This is a genomic window from Vibrio sp. 1580 (assembly GCF_033340055.1).
On record NZ_JAWOVT010000001.1, the window covers coordinates 127,821 to 143,706 of the forward strand.

17 protein-coding genes are annotated in these 15,886 nt (G+C 41.0%); 4 read left to right on the top strand and 13 right to left on the bottom strand.

Annotated features, from left to right (window positions below):
• Nucleotide 1: 1 nt before the first annotated feature.
• Both R7093_RS00615 and R7093_RS00620 read right to left on the bottom strand, forming a co-directional pair.
• Nucleotides 2–307, bottom strand: coding sequence for a hypothetical protein (locus R7093_RS00615; RefSeq protein ID WP_256953008.1), 306 nt, complete (start codon nucleotides 305–307; stop codon nucleotides 2–4).
• Nucleotides 304–495, bottom strand: a complete 192-nt coding sequence (locus R7093_RS00620) for a hypothetical protein (RefSeq protein ID WP_005457445.1) — start codon at nucleotides 493–495, stop codon at nucleotides 304–306. The genes R7093_RS00615 and R7093_RS00620 overlap by 4 nt, the downstream gene beginning before the upstream one ends.
• Before the next feature lie 142 nt (nucleotides 496–637).
• Here R7093_RS00620 and R7093_RS00625 point away from each other — a divergent pair, with 142 nt between their 5' ends.
• The 3 genes from R7093_RS00625 to R7093_RS00635 all read left to right on the top strand — a co-directional run bounded on the left by R7093_RS00625 (nucleotide 638) and on the right by R7093_RS00635 (nucleotide 3,193).
• Nucleotides 638–904, top strand: a complete 267-nt coding sequence (locus R7093_RS00625; RefSeq protein WP_005388732.1) for a helix-turn-helix domain-containing protein — start codon at nucleotides 638–640, stop codon at nucleotides 902–904.
• Nucleotides 905–1,844: 940 nt separating this feature from the next.
• The gene (locus R7093_RS00630) at nucleotides 1,845–2,684 is read left to right on the top strand and encodes a LysR family transcriptional regulator (RefSeq protein WP_318146460.1); all 840 of its coding nucleotides are present in this window, start codon (nucleotides 1,845–1,847) and stop codon (nucleotides 2,682–2,684) included.
• Nucleotides 2,685–2,980: 296 nt separating this feature from the next.
• Nucleotides 2,981–3,193 carry a hypothetical protein gene (locus R7093_RS00635; RefSeq protein ID WP_005376260.1) on the top strand — a complete coding sequence of 71 codons (213 nt, stop codon included), beginning with the start codon at nucleotides 2,981–2,983 and terminating at the stop codon, nucleotides 3,191–3,193.
• 90 nt (nucleotides 3,194–3,283) lie between these two features.
• Here the strand turns inward: R7093_RS00635 and R7093_RS00640 are convergent, their stop codons facing one another.
• The 10 genes from R7093_RS00640 to R7093_RS00685 all read right to left on the bottom strand — a co-directional run bounded on the left by R7093_RS00640 (nucleotide 3,284) and on the right by R7093_RS00685 (nucleotide 13,134).
• Nucleotides 3,284–3,673, bottom strand: a complete 390-nt coding sequence (locus R7093_RS00640) for a universal stress protein (protein ID WP_017634770.1) — start codon at nucleotides 3,671–3,673, stop codon at nucleotides 3,284–3,286.
• Between the two features lie 873 nt (nucleotides 3,674–4,546).
• Nucleotides 4,547–4,708 carry a YoaH family protein gene (locus R7093_RS00645; RefSeq protein ID WP_005376257.1) on the bottom strand — a complete coding sequence of 54 codons (162 nt, stop codon included), beginning with the start codon at nucleotides 4,706–4,708 and terminating at the stop codon, nucleotides 4,547–4,549.
• Between the two features lie 41 nt (nucleotides 4,709–4,749).
• Nucleotides 4,750–5,871, bottom strand: coding sequence for a conjugal transfer protein TraF (locus R7093_RS00650; protein WP_005388052.1), 1,122 nt, complete (start codon nucleotides 5,869–5,871; stop codon nucleotides 4,750–4,752).
• 60 nt (nucleotides 5,872–5,931) lie between these two features.
• Nucleotides 5,932–6,813, bottom strand: a complete 882-nt coding sequence (locus R7093_RS00655; protein ID WP_005388048.1) for a DUF2861 family protein — start codon at nucleotides 6,811–6,813, stop codon at nucleotides 5,932–5,934.
• Nucleotides 6,814–6,819: 6 nt separating this feature from the next.
• Nucleotides 6,820–7,482: a response regulator transcription factor VxrB gene (gene vxrB / locus R7093_RS00660; protein ID WP_005376251.1), complete on the bottom strand. Its 663-nt coding sequence runs from the start codon at nucleotides 7,480–7,482 to the stop codon at nucleotides 6,820–6,822.
• The gene (gene vxrA / locus R7093_RS00665; RefSeq protein WP_053308075.1) at nucleotides 7,457–8,911 is read right to left on the bottom strand and encodes a sensor histidine kinase VxrA; all 1,455 of its coding nucleotides are present in this window, start codon (nucleotides 8,909–8,911) and stop codon (nucleotides 7,457–7,459) included. The genes vxrB and vxrA overlap by 26 nt, the downstream gene beginning before the upstream one ends.
• Nucleotides 8,912–9,066: 155 nt before the next feature.
• A complete protein-coding gene (gene pntB, locus R7093_RS00670) occupies nucleotides 9,067–10,443 on the bottom strand; it encodes a Re/Si-specific NAD(P)(+) transhydrogenase subunit beta (protein WP_005376248.1) in 1,377 nt (458 codons plus the stop codon).
• An 8-nt stretch (nucleotides 10,444–10,451) separates the two neighbouring features.
• Nucleotides 10,452–12,008 carry a Re/Si-specific NAD(P)(+) transhydrogenase subunit alpha gene (locus R7093_RS00675; RefSeq protein WP_258618942.1) on the bottom strand — a complete coding sequence of 519 codons (1,557 nt, stop codon included), beginning with the start codon at nucleotides 12,006–12,008 and terminating at the stop codon, nucleotides 10,452–10,454.
• Nucleotides 12,009–12,442: 434 nt separating this feature from the next.
• Nucleotides 12,443–12,724: an HlyU family transcriptional regulator gene (locus R7093_RS00680; RefSeq protein ID WP_017634616.1), complete on the bottom strand. Its 282-nt coding sequence runs from the start codon at nucleotides 12,722–12,724 to the stop codon at nucleotides 12,443–12,445.
• A 41-nt stretch (nucleotides 12,725–12,765) separates the two neighbouring features.
• Nucleotides 12,766–13,134: a late competence development ComFB family protein gene (locus R7093_RS00685; RefSeq protein WP_005376241.1), complete on the bottom strand. Its 369-nt coding sequence runs from the start codon at nucleotides 13,132–13,134 to the stop codon at nucleotides 12,766–12,768.
• A gap of 253 nt (nucleotides 13,135–13,387) precedes the next feature.
• Between R7093_RS00685 and R7093_RS00690 the strand changes: the two genes are divergently transcribed.
• Nucleotides 13,388–14,626 carry a sensor domain-containing diguanylate cyclase gene (locus tag R7093_RS00690; protein WP_025998618.1) on the top strand — a complete coding sequence of 413 codons (1,239 nt, stop codon included), beginning with the start codon at nucleotides 13,388–13,390 and terminating at the stop codon, nucleotides 14,624–14,626.
• A gap of 251 nt (nucleotides 14,627–14,877) precedes the next feature.
• Here the strand turns inward: R7093_RS00690 and R7093_RS00695 are convergent, their stop codons facing one another.
• The gene (locus tag R7093_RS00695; RefSeq protein WP_005376234.1) at nucleotides 14,878–15,837 is read right to left on the bottom strand and encodes a diguanylate cyclase; all 960 of its coding nucleotides are present in this window, start codon (nucleotides 15,835–15,837) and stop codon (nucleotides 14,878–14,880) included.
• Between the last annotated feature and the right edge of the window lie 49 nt (nucleotides 15,838–15,886).

Here is a 15,886-nt window from a genome sequence, read left to right on the forward strand (position 1 = left end):
GTCACGCTCCCACAGGTGAAGAATCCGCGCCCACTTGGGGCGCTTCATCTTGCTTGCGGATTTCGTGTAGTGGTTCGCCGTTGTTTTGCGCACCAAGTGTCGCCATACGATGAGCGGCGTTAGTAATATCAGCGAGCGTGGCGTCTTTCGCTTTAATGCAAGCAACAAGCGTCATGCCTTGATAAAGCCAAAGAGAGGCTTCAACGGCTTCAAGCTCAAAACTGTCGAAGTAAATATGAGTTCCGTTGCATTGAGATGCAACAAGTTGGCGCTGATTGCGGCGCGTTTTCCAGATACTCAAATTCATGCTACAACCCCCTGACGAAAACGTGTAGGAATGTAGGTTTGTTTCTTCTTTGGGAATTGTTCAGCGAACTTTTCGCGTAATTGTGCAATCTTAAGAAGTGAGTTTGCTGTTTTTGCTGGGTCAGGATTGGTACACCCTGCCATATCTGGGCAAGGTAAGTGAATTGGGTCGGTAACGATACGTTCCATGTTGTAGCCTCCGCAAGCTATTGATTTCCTGTCTCAAAAATAACGTTAAGGAAATCTTTTTAAGCACGCAAGTGGCTTGCGGTAGTGAAAGAAACCAGACTATCCACTAAAATTTAACAATATTGCGAAAGGATGCGGGAACATGACTAATTACACAAATGTGCTTTTAGATAGACTGAAAACCCAGTTAGAGCTTACCTCTGACTATCAGTTAGCTAAAGTTTTGGACGTTGGCACAAGTAGAATTAGCAATTACCGCAATGGTCGCAGTGTTCTTGATTGGGAAATTGCCTTTAAAATCGCCGATTTATTGGGGTTGGATGATCAAGATGTGGTATACGGTTTACTCGAAGATAAGTCTATAAACCCCCGCCTAATCAATGCCTTACAAGCAGGGGCGCCAGCCTAACCTCTCATTTACCAGCTTATACATAATACGAACTTAAGAGTTAGAAGATTAGCATTGGTGAAGTCAGTTTAGTTACACCGTATTTGGCTGTTGCTGCTTTGCAAGCCTCATCAGCTGTCTTGTATGGACCGTGAACTTCGATTTCATCACAGCGACAACTTTATAATAACCAGTCATCAACTTTAAAACCGTGTGGCTGATTAAGTTCCTTCATTGTATCTTGGGTTACGTTCAACACTGTACACGTTGGTTCTGCATCTTGCTCAATCAACATGAGTCAACATGGACACGCATTTGCTTAACCCAAACGTGTAAGTACTAGATTATCTTTATAGGAACAAGGAATCTATTAGATGTAAACTCTCTACTTTTCAATCTATACCTAGATCTTTCTTCATATGTTCACTCAACTCGTTAGTGGTTCTTACATTAATCTTATGTTTGCAATGATGGATTCTCAGCTCTTCACCAAATAATTTTACTAGTGATTTGGTATACAAAGTACTAATATTATTTATTATTCTATACAATGTATCTTTCTGATAAACAGATCTTTTCGAATTTTGTATTGCAGTCTTCATATTTAAATATCCTCACACTTTTAACTTTATAATTTAAAAAATCAATTTCAACTTTTATTATTACTTTTTCCGATATGTAATGAGTCATTATCAATGATGCACAATCAACAATTAAATCACCCGAATCCAACTTAGTAATTTCACGAGACAAATTCTTTATTTTCTATATTTAATCCGATTGAGTTAATTTCTTCAGGATATCGGTTTAACTTAATATCCAATATAGTTTTATTAAGATAGTAGTCTGCCATTATTTCATGGCGGCTTTTAAATATCATTGTCCCCCTCCGATGATGCAAGTTATACTTTCCCACCAGTTAAAAGACAACGTGACTCAGAGTTGCAAAAAGGTAACAATCATGGAATTGATGAACAATGAGCTGATCTGCTTTGCAGCCATTTGTAAACACCTCTCTCTTACAGAGGCATCAAAAGAACTTGAAAAGTCTAAAGCTCAAGTCAGCAGGCAGCTAGCAGCATTAGAAAAACAACTTGGTGTAACACTCGTCCACAGGACAACAAGGAAACTCGTTTTAACTGATCATGGCGAAAGCATTAGAGAGCTTGCTATCAAGACGTTAGAGAGTTTGCACGAGTTAAATTACAGAGCTAGCTCGTTGAGTGAATGCATTGATGGAAAGTTTAAAATCACAATGCCCAACTCTATAGCCTCTTCTATTTTTGGTTCTGTTCTTAAAGACTTACAAGAACGATATCCAAAAGTTGATTTTGAAATATCGTCAAGTAACAATGTAGAAAATTTATTAGAAAGCAATGTAGATTTAGCGATTAGGCTTAATAATGTTATTGATGACACTCTTATTGCACATAAAATTGGTGATTATAGTGATGTTTTGATATCTAGGGTAAGTAATGCCAACAACAAAACACTATTAATCTACAAACATCATTCGAATAAGGAATCAATTAAAAATCAATATACTGATGTTATCGAAGTTGATAACACCTCTATTTTAATAAACTTTGTTTCTGAGGGAGTTGGGGTTGGTGTCATTCCAAACTATCTTATTAAAAGTAACTATATAGACAAAAACATCCGAATATCGCAAACTTTTGATATAGAACGTTCCATGTATATTGCCTACCCTTATCAAAACCCTTTGCCAAGAAAGCTAGCTGAGATATCTACTTTTATTAGGTCTGAGTTATCACAAGTATTGAAGAGTGAGTCATTTTAGGGCGGTTGTTCAGATTTAGAATTTTGCGTTGTCTACTCAACTAGGCCTAACGCTAATCTTTGTAACATATTGTTTCAGCGGTATTTATTAACACCCCCATCTTTATGCTTGCTATCACAATGTGAGATGCTCTGCCGTCTTGTTATCAAGGTTTTGCGTGGAATAAATCACGTGGGGTAAACGATAGATTGACTTACATTAAAATTTTCATCAAAAGCAACTTTATATAAAATTGATTTCATACCAATCTATGTGTATCTTCTACCCATATCCCCACAATAACCAAGGAGAATGCCATGGATAAGCTACTCGCGTCTGCATTAGAAATTAAGCAGCGAACTATGGTGACTGGCTTTTTTGCTAGAAATGGATTCAAAATCGCTATGACCGATTTTGATGATGTCACTTTTGAGCGAGAAGGCGTGCAAGTTAACGTACATTTTGATCTGCAGTCAAACGCGGAGTCTGCATCTGTTTTATCTCATGAGGCATCAATCATTCCTGGCTAAAAACTTTTATTATCACCGATACACCAAGCCGAACATAAACGTTCGGCTTGTTAGTGACAAAAAATGATGAGTGCGAACAAGAGTTGTCGATCACTCGTCTAAATAGACGATTAATAAATCAGCTTCAACCTCGTTCACAACCTTTGGTATCGATGAAAAAAAGCGACTCAATAAGTTGTGATGATGACCACAGACAACTAAGTCTATCCCCTCTTTTTTGACGATTCCCGATAGTTTTATATGAAGATCGCCGATTACTACCATGGTCTCGTTTACTGGATATAAGCATTTATCAGCGAGCTCTTGCAGCCTTCTTTCCAATTCTTGCTCTTCCTTCGCTTCCATGACTATGCGATCAACATCTACGTAAACAAATGAGAGTTTGCTGCTTGAGTTATCTGCTTGCATTATTGCTTTTTCGATAACGGCTTGGCTAGATTGAGATAAGTCGACAGCAACCAAAACGTGCTTATAACCCATCATTCCTCCCTAGGTTAGTTTTTGTTCTCATATTAAGTCTAGTCCACATAGAGCGAACACAACATCAAAACTACTGCTACATGATAGTTAAAGGAGTTTAGTGTAAAACAGGCAAATAGTTTTCATTACAACCTTCTTGCTTCCTCTCATCCAAAGATCAACGATGTTTTTCCAATTTCTTCTCTAATTATCGGACTATTTAACAGGAAGGATGCCAGGAAACGTTACGTTGTAATGCGCGTTACTGCTCTTGATTTCTACTACTCTTGAGGATTCATATTAACCACTTCAACGTCGCCTAGTTTAGTAAAACTACTTTAGATTAAGCATATTCAATATGTAACGCTCCGCTCAAATCCAGGAGACGTATTTCGGCTAAAAAAGCAGCTCAATATGATGAATTTCGATTCATCTATTACATATGTCTGCGAGTGCTTACTGTTCTTATATCGCTTATTTAATAACTCTAGTTTAATTATCGTTATAAGTTACGGTGTCTCTTTTTTCTTTTTTTAGCATAATCTTCTGTCTGAGAGCGAAGCTCTCTTGGGCTTTGTAATTAAATTACAAGATCAATCGCGACCAATATGGTTGGCAGATTAAAAGACCGAGGTAAGCAATTGATATAATAGAGTTTAATTTATAAGTTCTTTAAAAAATGCCTAACTACCTGCACTGTGTAAGCCAAGGTTAATATGATGAGGTAAAATTTTACCAACTCACAATTTAGTCTTAAAGGTAATTGAACAAGATTACAATCATAGAGGTATAGTAAATTTTAGTTACAGCGTAACCAGGGTGGTGTTGGGGAGTGTAAAGGAATAGAAAATAGAAAGGCAAAAAAACAGGGCGTATGCCCTGTCCATGAATTGATTAGTTTTGTTGCTGTTGTTTTTCTGCGTACTCAGAACGAATCCGTTCGGCAACAATTTTGATAGCTTCTGCAGTACTTGTGCCCTTCGCCATCAATTCTTGAATTCTCTCTACAGCTTGTTGTTGTTCTTGGTGAGATAGAGGGGGTAAATCGTCAAACATAAAAAGCTCCTCATTTTGAGGAGCTGACTATAACGATTCAATTAATAGGTAGCAAGGAAATTAATGGATGCACCCATAGCGTTCTCGTTTGTGTACTGAGCTGCGATATCCAATTCGAACAACTTAAGTGGAGACAACCCGATACCAGCAGTAATGGTTCCTTCGTCATTACTTCGAGCTAAGTTCTTCATATACCCTGCTCGTAATGCCATTTGACGCAAAATATCAAATTCAATACCAGCTCGAATCATTTGCGTATTATCATCAAAGGATGAAAAACGTTTTTCTTCGTTAAGATCGTAGTCAACACTCATCGTAAAGTAATCGGCAACAATCCCTGCCCCAACGGTGTATACAGGACGCATGCTATATTCGTATGATTTTATCGTATCGCTGCCATATTGGAATGATTTTGTTTTAACGTCTCTTCCGATCAAATTTTTCGCTGAAATACCGAGACGATATGGGCCAAAGAACCAAAGTGCGCCTGCGTCTAAGTTAAACATCGTTTCCGCGGTCTCATTTTCACGTAAGTCTTTAGTATCAAAATTCTGAAAACTCGTGGCGTATGAGTATGTGTATATACGCTGAAGTTTAGGAGTAACACCAAAAGAAAGGTGTTGGTTCATGAAATTAGTGTATTTAGCAAGTGAAATACCAGCTTCAGCCACGCCAATAGAAACACCTTGTACATAGCTATCATCTAATGGATTAGTACCTGAGGTATCAACATTTGGTTGTACGAATGATTCAGTGTATAGCTTACCGTATGCAGTTGCAGATAAGAATTTGTTGGGGATACCAATGGCAACGACACCACCAAGATCAAAGTCTGTCTTTTTCCCATCGATAGCATCCATCGATTTTTTGATTTCATCGACGTCTGTCAATTTGCTGATGCGTTCGATCTCATCAACTAGATCATATTGATCATCGTAGCTGCCACCAAAACTTGGCACGATCATGCCTGCATCGTCATTTCGGCGATAAATCGCAGTAAGAGCGGGGTTGAAAAAAGGCGCAGTTAGATAAGTTGCTGATACGGTACCAACGCCACCCATTGCATCACTACGAGCCTCTATCGCATAAGTAGCAGCAGAAGCAGCATTAGCGAAAAGAATAGTAGCAACAGAAGTGGCAAGAATTTTATATTTGTTTTTCATACTACACTTGTGATTTTAGTTCGTCCTGAACCTTTATCGGCACAAGTAGTATTTCTTTAACTATTCTTCCTGGGAAAGATCATAGGTTCGGCTAATAGTTTGAGCCTGCTCAACAATTATATCGCCCTGCCAACGGCGACTATTGATACTTACCGCCAATACGTATCTATCGTTTGGGACACCCGCTAGCTCCAATGAATTTGGATAGTTAGACTCGTAAGTCTTTTTCCACATTTGCTCGTACTGGCCATCAATGTAGTCATACAAACCGACTTCAAGTTGCGGTAATGGACAATGGGGATTACGAAGTGCGCTCTTTTCTACTTTCCAATTCTCTTTAGATGTCCAACGAACATATTGAGAAGAGTTTGAATCTCCAAGTATTACCCAAGTTCGATACTCTTGTTTATCAGTAGAAACAACGGTTAAGTGATATAAACCAGCTTCAAGCTTACCGGTTAAGTTATAGCGTTTCGAGTAACTACGCTCGTTGGCAAGTTCTGTCCCGTTCGGCTGTTGTTCATAGCTGAATGAACTGTCCGCGGATATAGAATCATCCACCCATCGATTAAATGAAATATTTTCGATGTCAGTTGTAGCTCTTAGCTTGATTACCAATCTAAATGTATCTCGCCCAGGGCTTTGAATAGTCTGACGAATAACGTTCACACCACTTATCCAATCAGGCAGCGTTACACCAGTGAGAGCCTTGCCACAGTTTTTAGATAGTGACTGACCAAGAAGATCATTAAGGTGAGGAGTCAAATCTTTACTTGGTTCCGTTTGCCAGAGTTCAACAAGAGAGTTGAACATACCCGCAAGATCATCTTCAAGTAAGTGTTGATGTGCCTGTGTTAAAGGCGTGTTAGTTTGAAACCAGTCCATCGCATGGACTGGTTTCACTAACGCTAATGAGACAACTACAGGGAGTAGTATTTTCATTACGACTTATGCTTTCATCTTGTAGCCAACACCACGAAGTGTTTCAATTTCCAGTCCTGGCAGTTTTTGACGAAGCTGTAGTACATGTGTATCAACCGTACGTGTTGTCGGGAAGTGATTGTAACCCCAAACGTGGTCAAGTAGCTCATCACGAGTAAACACGCGACCTAAGTTTGACGCCAAAAATAGCAGCAAATCAAACTCTGTTCGAGTAAGCGTAATTAGCTCGTCTTTATAAGTCACTTCACGAGTCGAGCGGTCAATCTCTAAGTCTTTTGTAATCACTTTATCAGCGTTGCTTTGTTCTGCTGAATCCGGTGCTCGTAGCTGTGCACGGATTCTCGCAAAAAGCTCCGCCTCAGCAAAAGGCTTTGTTAAGTAGTCGTTCGCGCCGGAATCAAGGCCTGCAACTTTATCTTTTACGGTAACAAGTGCCGTTAACAAGATAACTGGTACGTCTTTAATCTGTTTCCATTCTGGGAGACATTGTACAGAGTCACCATCTGGGAGTTGGCGATCGAGAATTACCAAGTCAGCTTTTTTCCATTGTGGCTCTACGTCTGCAATACGCTCCACATGTAAACACTCATATCCTGCTTGTTCCAGGCTTACTAACAGGCCGTCAGCCAAGTTTTTATCGTCCTCAACGAGAAGCAGTGTCTGTTTCACAAGGTATCTCCAATATAAAAGTTGTAGGTGGTCCCATTAAGGACATTTTTCCGCCCATGCGGCCTACCATAGATTCAACGATTGTTAATCCAAGTCCTAACCCGCTCTTACTTACGAACGGTTTCTTCAAATTTGCCCAATCTTTAGCCGTTAGGCCTCCTGCATCTCGGACTTGGAATACTATTTTTTCTTCACTAGTTGAGACATCCAATTCAACCGGTGCGACACCGTACTTAAGCGCATTACGAAGCAAGTTATCGATACAAGTTCCTAACCAGTACACATTAACTTTAGCAGCCACATCTTCATTGATGTTAAAAAGCACGGCACTATCAAATTCTTCTTCGATCTTAAATTCTAACCAATCTGCAACGGATGGTACCCAGTCTGTTGCAAGCATTTGGTTATCAGATTGCAAATAATCTTTACTCGCTTCTGCCAATTGACGCAGGCGGCGCGTATCTTCACACAATCTGCGGAATTCGTCATACACACTTTCAGGCAAATGCTCGAACTCTCGACGAAAGCCCTCAACCGTTAATGATAGAGATGCAATCGGTGTTCTGAGCTCATGCGTTAAAATTTGCAACACGAGCATTCTACTACGTAGTTCTTCTCGCTTGCTATTCCAACGGTATACCGCCCAACCAATCACCAAAAGAATATTGGCGATTACCAGTATGATCATACTGATCCGCAAAACTTGCGAGTGATCTTCTACATCCCAACAAATATTGCCTCGTTTAACAAAGCAACTTTTGCTTTGAGAGGCTAGAGCGTATGACAGACCCGCATTCGCTACGTTCTCTTGCCAGATATCTTTCTCGAAAACAAAGTAACGGTCACCACGTCTTAGCCAAAGTTCGTTACCTTCAATAAACATGCTCGCGCCTGCAATCAAAGCATTAATGGCGTCGTCATCCATGTTTTTCAAGCTTTCTAGCAACTCATCCCCTTCCTCGTCATCACGCTCTTTTATATGCATGTACTGAGATAGTTTGGGTTTGAGTTCTGGATACTTATCCACATAACGTGCCGCGTACGTCCCACCACCAGGGTGAATGAGACCACTACGCGAGAACCAACGAGGTGTCAGCTGCGTCCCTTTACAAATCGCTCTTGTAAATACTAAAGGCTCAGTAATTAAAGGACTTAATGGTAATTTGCCACGACAAGTATTCGCCAAGCTGTAAAGCTGTTGGATATCTTTTAACGGATAGTCAGACGTTTGCGGCAGAAGCGAATCTGGCGCAAGTAACTTGGTAGGATAATTTGATTGCAGAATACGAATATCGTACGACTTAAGAGCTACTTCATAGTTAAATAGCTCTGTAAACGTATCTATTCTTTCTGGTAGTGAATCGGAAAATGCAGGTGCCGAAAAAAGCGGCAATACAGTTGCAAAACCGAGCAAAAACTTTTTAATCAAACTGTTACCGTCACTTGTTACATTAGCCAAAACTATACATCAATCTACAAGCAATTGACATCTGCTAACAGAAGGATTTGCATTACTATAACATTGAAACGGAACAAAAAAGGGCCAGCGATTGCTGACCCTGTATAGTTTTAAATCAAGAATGGTTAAAGTGCTTTAAAAATAGACTCAACACTTTCTTTCGCATCACCAAATAGCATTGATGTATTTTCTTTGAAGAACAGTGGGTTCTGTACTCCTGCGTAACCAGTATTCATTGAGCGCTTGAATACCACTACGTTTTTCGCGTTCCATACCTCCAATACGGGCATACCAGCGATTGGGCTGTTCGGATCTTCCAGTGCGGCTGGGTTGACCGTATCGTTAGCACCGATAACCAATACGGTATCGGTTTCTGCAAAGTCATCATTGATTTCATCCATTTCAAGAACGATATCATACGGTACTTTTGCTTCAGCGAGTAACACATTCATATGCCCCGGTAGACGACCCGCTACTGGGTGAATCCCAAAGCGAACTTCAATACCTTGTGAACGAAGTACATCAGTAATTTCATGAACAGGGTATTGTGCCTGAGCTACTGCCATGCCATATCCTGGAGTGATGATTACTGATTTTGAGTTCTTCAACATCTCTGCAACTTCTTCAGCCGTTGTTTCACGATATTCGCCCTGCTCTTCGTCACCTGAAATCACTATCTCTTGACCAAAACCACCGGCAATAACACTGATAAACGAACGGTTCATTGCTTTACACATGATGTAAGAAAGAATCGCACCTGATGAACCTACCAAAGCACCTGTTACAATCAATAGATCATTTGCTAGCATGAAACCTGCTGCCGCTGCTGCCCAACCTGAATATGAGTTCAACATAGAGACAACAACTGGCATATCAGCACCACCGATTGAAGCGACTAAATGGTAGCCGAATGCGAACGCGATCAAAGTCATCACAATAAGAGCGAACATGCTGCCATCTGCTTTTACGAAGTAGATCATAAGAAGCGTAGAAATAACAACCGCTGCGAGGTTCATTTTGTGCTTATGAGGCAGGTTAAGTGGCGACGAAGAAATCACACCACGCAGCTTACCAAATGCGACAATTGAACCGGTGAAAGTTACGGCACCGATGAACACACCCAAGAATACTTCTACAAGGTGGATAACATGCTCAGCATGTGTTGCTGCTTCTGGCGCATCTAGGTAACTGTTGTAGCCAACTAAAACCGCAGCTAAACCTACAAAGCTGTGTAGAATCGCAACCAGTTCTGGCATCTCGGTCATTTCTACTTTCTTCGCATAGAAAATACCGATCGCACCACCTATCGCCATCGCGATAATGATCCAACCAAAACCTTGCGCATCTGGGCTAAAGATCGTCGCTATTAGCGCGATCGTCATACCAGCGATACCGTAGTAGTTACCATTACGAGCAGACTCTTGCTTTGAAAGCCCCGCCAAACTCATGATGAAAAATAATGCAGCAACAATGTAAGCTGCTTGTACTAATCCTGCAGACATTGTGACTCCTATTTATCTTTGCGGAACATTTCAAGCATACGCTTGGTGACGGTGAAACCACCGAAGATATTGATACTCGCGATCAATACGGCAATAAAAGATAGGAATGAAACGACGCCATTACCTTGTCCAATTTGCAGTAATGCACCAACGACAATAATGCCAGAGATAGCATTCGTTACTGACATTAGTGGAGTATGAAGTGCATGGGTAACATTCCATACTACGTAGTATCCGACAACACACGCTAGAACAAATACAGTAAAGTGAGAAAGAAACGCTGCCGGAGCAACCGATGCAACCCATGCAAAGGCTCCAACAGCCGCTGCCACACCAATAATTTTCTTCGTTGGAGACGTAGGTTCTTCTACTTTAGGCTCTGGCTTCACAGGCTGTTCTTGTTTCACTTGCGGCTGAGCTGAAACCTGAATTGGTGGCGCTGGCCAAGTAACTTCACCTTCTTTCACCACGGTAACGCCTCGGATAACAACATCTTCAAAATCAATATTGATGTTGCCATCTTTCTCTTTACACAGCAGTTTTAGAAGGTTAACAAGGTTTGTCGCGTAAAGCTGAGAAGATTGTGTTGGCAAACGACCAACCATGTCAGTGTAACCAACAATTTTTACTCCGTTATCCGTCATGATAACTTGGTCTTTCACTGTATATTCACAGTTACCGCCATTAGCAGCTGCCAAGTCGACAATTACACTGCCCGCTTTCATGGTGTCGACCATTTCTTTGGTGATCAACTTCGGCGCAGGTTTACCAGGGATGAGCGCGGTCGTAATAATGATATCAACATCTTTAGCTTGCTCTGCGTATAACTCTGCCGCTTTTTTGTTGAAGTCATCAGACATTTCTTTTGCGTAGCCATCCCCAGAGCCTGACTCTTCTTGAAAGTCAACGGTCAGGAACTCAGCGCCCATCGATTCAACTTGCTCTTTTACTTCTGGGCGGACGTCAAACGCACGGACAATGGCACCTAAGCTACCTGCAGCACCGATAGCCGCCAAGCCAGCGACGCCAGCACCCGCAACCAATACTTTCGCTGGAGGTACTTTACCGGCAGCCGTAATTTGACCTGTAAAGAAACGACCAAACTCATGAGCTGCCTCAACCACTGCACGATAACCAGCGATATTAGCCATCGAAGATAGCGCGTCTAAGGCTTGTGCACGTGAGATACGAGGAACGGAATCCATGGCAAGAACGTTAATGTTCTTACTTGAAAGTTGTTCCATCAACTCAGCATTTTGAGCCGGCCAAATAAAGCTAACCAGTGTTGATCCATCTTGCAGTAACGCAATTTCGTCAATGCCTTGCTCATCATCCACAATTGGCGCATTAACTTTTAAAATAAGGCCAGATGCCCAAACTTCTTCACTAGAAACGATTTTCGCACCAGCTGCTTCATAAGCGGCATCATTGAAACTCGCTAGCACCCCCGCTTGGGATTCAATCGCGACATCGAATCCCAATTTTATTAACTGCTCAACCGACTTCGGCGATGCAGCCACTCGCGATTCACCCGCGAGTATCTCTTTAGGTACACCGATTTGCAAAACGCATACTCCTTGTATACATATCAATAAATTAGTCCCAAAACAGAGCGTCGCTCTACTCTAATTCTTTTTTATTTCTATCTGTTTACCACGCAAGACAATTGCAAACGAAAGATGATGTTTGGGGACACCCATTTGCACAATAACACCTTGACTAACAGCCCTGTTATTATTCTGTTTGTATCGAACGCGTCTCATTACTTCAAGTGTTTTGTAATTTAAATACTAAATTTCATTACATATAACGCTAAGTAATGAATGATTGTCGCTCTGTGCTCGAAAAATAACAACGCAACACCGTACTAGACTGAGGTCTAACCAGGTAACGATTAAATACTGACTTAACAGAGATTTAAGCGTTAAAAAGAAAGAACCACTAGCATATACACTAATGGCTCTTTTTAAGATGACTGGAATCAAATTGCAGTAAATTGCTAGTCGAAGATTTTATCGCCCATTTGATCAATAAACATTTGAGATTTCTTCAACATAAGGTCATTGGCATCTTGCTCTGAGCCAAGTAAATCGGAGCGAATAAACCGATGTGTTTTCACTTCATCATTGTCATGCTTTTCTATTCGACCAGCGATGCGATATTGTCCGCCCTCTGAAAGGCTCTCTGGGTAAATAAAGAAACCTTTATACTCAACTGGCTCGATAGTTTTAGCTTCAGCGGTTTTCTCACTACCACCAAACAAACGCGAAAAAAATCCCACGATTCCTCCTTGGGTCAACTCACTAGTCAACTGAGCGACTCTTACTTGATATTAACGTTAAGGATCGGTTTTTCATACCAATCCAACTCTTTGTCATCATCATAACTAGTATGGGAAAAAATTACAGGCACATCATACTCTCGGTTCTTACGCCTGTCTTCTTTCACCATTTCTGCGGCGTTTTTCACCGCTATATCCGCGCTTTGCTTAAACTGGCTTAATTTTTGTTCAGGAAGTGAAGACAAAAAGTCAATATCATGACGGATATAGACAGGCTTGAGCTGGATAAGCGCAAGGCAAGCAATATCGGCTAACTGTTCGTTGTCATACTGTTCTAAAAATTCGGGCAAACTGAGAACCTGGCCTACTAATGTTTCCATGTAATTGTGCACATCTGAGCTTATCTGCATCTGTAAATCTCCTTTTTCCTATGAAATGAGTATAGCAACGACTTGTTTATAACAACTTATTGATTGCTCTTAATTTAATCAATCTCTCTCTTTTTGCCGTAATGTCTTCCAAAATACTTGGGAAAAGGAACAAATAGACGTATTCTTGCTAGTTCTCAAAGTTCGAAATTCAATAACGGATAAATATCCATATTGATAAAACGATTTACCTAACCAATTATATAGTCAACTATTTTCAGGCAGTTTGTAATAGATGTCCTCATCGTCAATGACTTCATCAGGCTTCAGATTCTTATTCCCTTTTTTGCTACTGGGCATAGTGAGTTCGGGCATGGACAGCATTATTCAGATGACTCAGGCAAACTGGGGCATTGCCGCAAACTTGCCGTACATACTATTAGGTTGTGCGCTACTCCTTTGTTATTCATTTAAGCAAGGCAGAGAGTCCATGGTGTGCTTGGCAATGTTGCTAGCCTATTTCGTGATACAGCACCGCCTACAAGTCCCGCTTCAAAGTGGTACCGCTTTACTTGAGCTAACCATTTTAGCCACGTTACTTCCTGTCTCGTTTCTTACGGTATTTTTGTTTAGTAAAGAAGGTTTTGACTCTAGAGCCATGTTGACTTACATCTTGATGTTAGCAATGTTCGTTCTTTGGTCTTATCTAACGCTAGCATATTACGTTGAAGGAGGGTTTGAACAATGGACAAGCGGTATTTTATTTATTGTACCTACGGTCTCTAAACTGCCTTTAATTCTTGTTTTATATTGCGTGGGTATTGTCTGTTTTCTTGGAATCCTTGTTTTAAAGAAGAATGAAATTATTCATGCGATGACCTACTCTGCCATGGTATTGGCGTCTGCGACGTTCATTTTCTTTGATGTGCAGTACATATCAAGCACCATGTTTACGCTAACAGGGCTGCTTATCATTATTTATGCCGCTTCCGCTAGCCATCAACTGGCTTTCACCGATAGCCTAACGCTGATTCCAAGCAGACGTGCACTTGATCTCGATCTAAAACACATGGGTAAGAAGTTCACGATCGCAATGCTTGATGTTGACCATTTTAAAAAGTTTAACGACACCTACGGTCACGATACTGGTGATGACGTTCTAAAAATGGTCGCTTCGCGCCTCACTAAAACCCCAGGCGGCGCAAAAGTTTATCGATTTGGCGGAGAAGAATTTACCATCGTTTTTAAAGGCAAATACGCTGACGAATGTAAGAACTTTTTGGAAGAAGCTCGCAAATCGATTGCAGAATACGAGATGATATTACGCGATGAAGAATCTCGCCCTGAGAACCATAAACAAGGGCAAAAACGTCGTGGTAGCAACAGTTCGAAAAGAAAGTCGGTTTTTGTTACCGCAAGTTTCGGAGTTGCTGATAGCCGGAATGGGCAAGCTCCTCTGGACGTTATTAAATCAGCGGACGAAGCACTTTACAAAGCGAAAAAGGCCGGACGCAACTGCATAAAGCTTCGTTAGACCCTCACCAATCGTGAAAGTTAACAAGCTTGTCTGGGTTTACAACAAAACCGAACTTCCCCATCAGCATAATAACTGCACTCATCGTTGCCACTATCCCGATGTTATCTATCTAATCAAAGGTATAAGGTATACGCCCGATTGCGACATTCCGTTCGCACTGTTTGCCTATCTTACTTTGAGTGAGCTTTAAAATAACCACCAAAAAGTGACAACGCAACAAAAAGAGTGGCGTTCATAAGATTTTGTTTTTAAAGAGAATTAACCAAAGTATGTGTGTTTCTTCCCAAAGACTTCGAGGTATATAGCGCTTTATCAACGGTTGCATACAAGTCTGATTGCACTTCTTTCCCTGTCGGTTGAAAAACAAAAACACCCTGTGACACTGTCACTCTATTTGACACACTAGAATACTCATGTGGGTAATCGAGAAAATACATAGCCTCTTGTATACGCTCGGCTTCTCTTTCTGCTGTTTGAGTGTCGGTACACCCTAGCAACACGACAAACTCTTCTCCACCATATCGACCTACATATTCCCCAGAGCGACAAAAAGTAGCCTTGAGTTGATTCGCAATCGCTTGCAAGCAACGATCGCCTTCAATATGACCGTAATTATCATTAAACGGTTTAAAAAAATCGACGTCCAATAGAATCAAAGCCATTGGCATGTTGTGACGGCCATGCCATGCAACCATCGATTCCAACTTATGGTCGATATAACGGCGGTTATAGAGTTTGGTTAGGCCATCTTCATTCGCTTGCTGAGTCAAAAGTTGATTAACCTGCTCCAATTGAGCTGTCGCTTGCTTAAGCTCTCGTCTCATATGAGCAATACGCTGCATTGCGATAAGTTTAGAGTTCAGTACCAGTTTATCTACCGGCTTAATTAAATAGTCATCACCGCCCGCATCTATGGCTTTAGCAATCATTTCTGGCTCTTCGTGACTACTCAAGAAAATAATTGGGATCCAATCCGGAAACGTTTCTCTTATATGAAGAGAGACTTCAAAACCGTTCATATCTGGCATTGATATATCGAGTAACACCAGTTCCGGGTCAAAACTCTCGTAGGTATTTAACGCCTCTAGTCCACTACCTACGGCTTTTACAATATGTCCAAGTTGCTTTAGACGAATAGCCAACTGCATCCTGTCTAGCTGAACATCGTCAACCAGAAGGATTCGCATCGATGTCCCTGTCGGTTGCATAACGCGTTCCATTTTTAATTATGTCTTTATTAAACATATACCATACTCA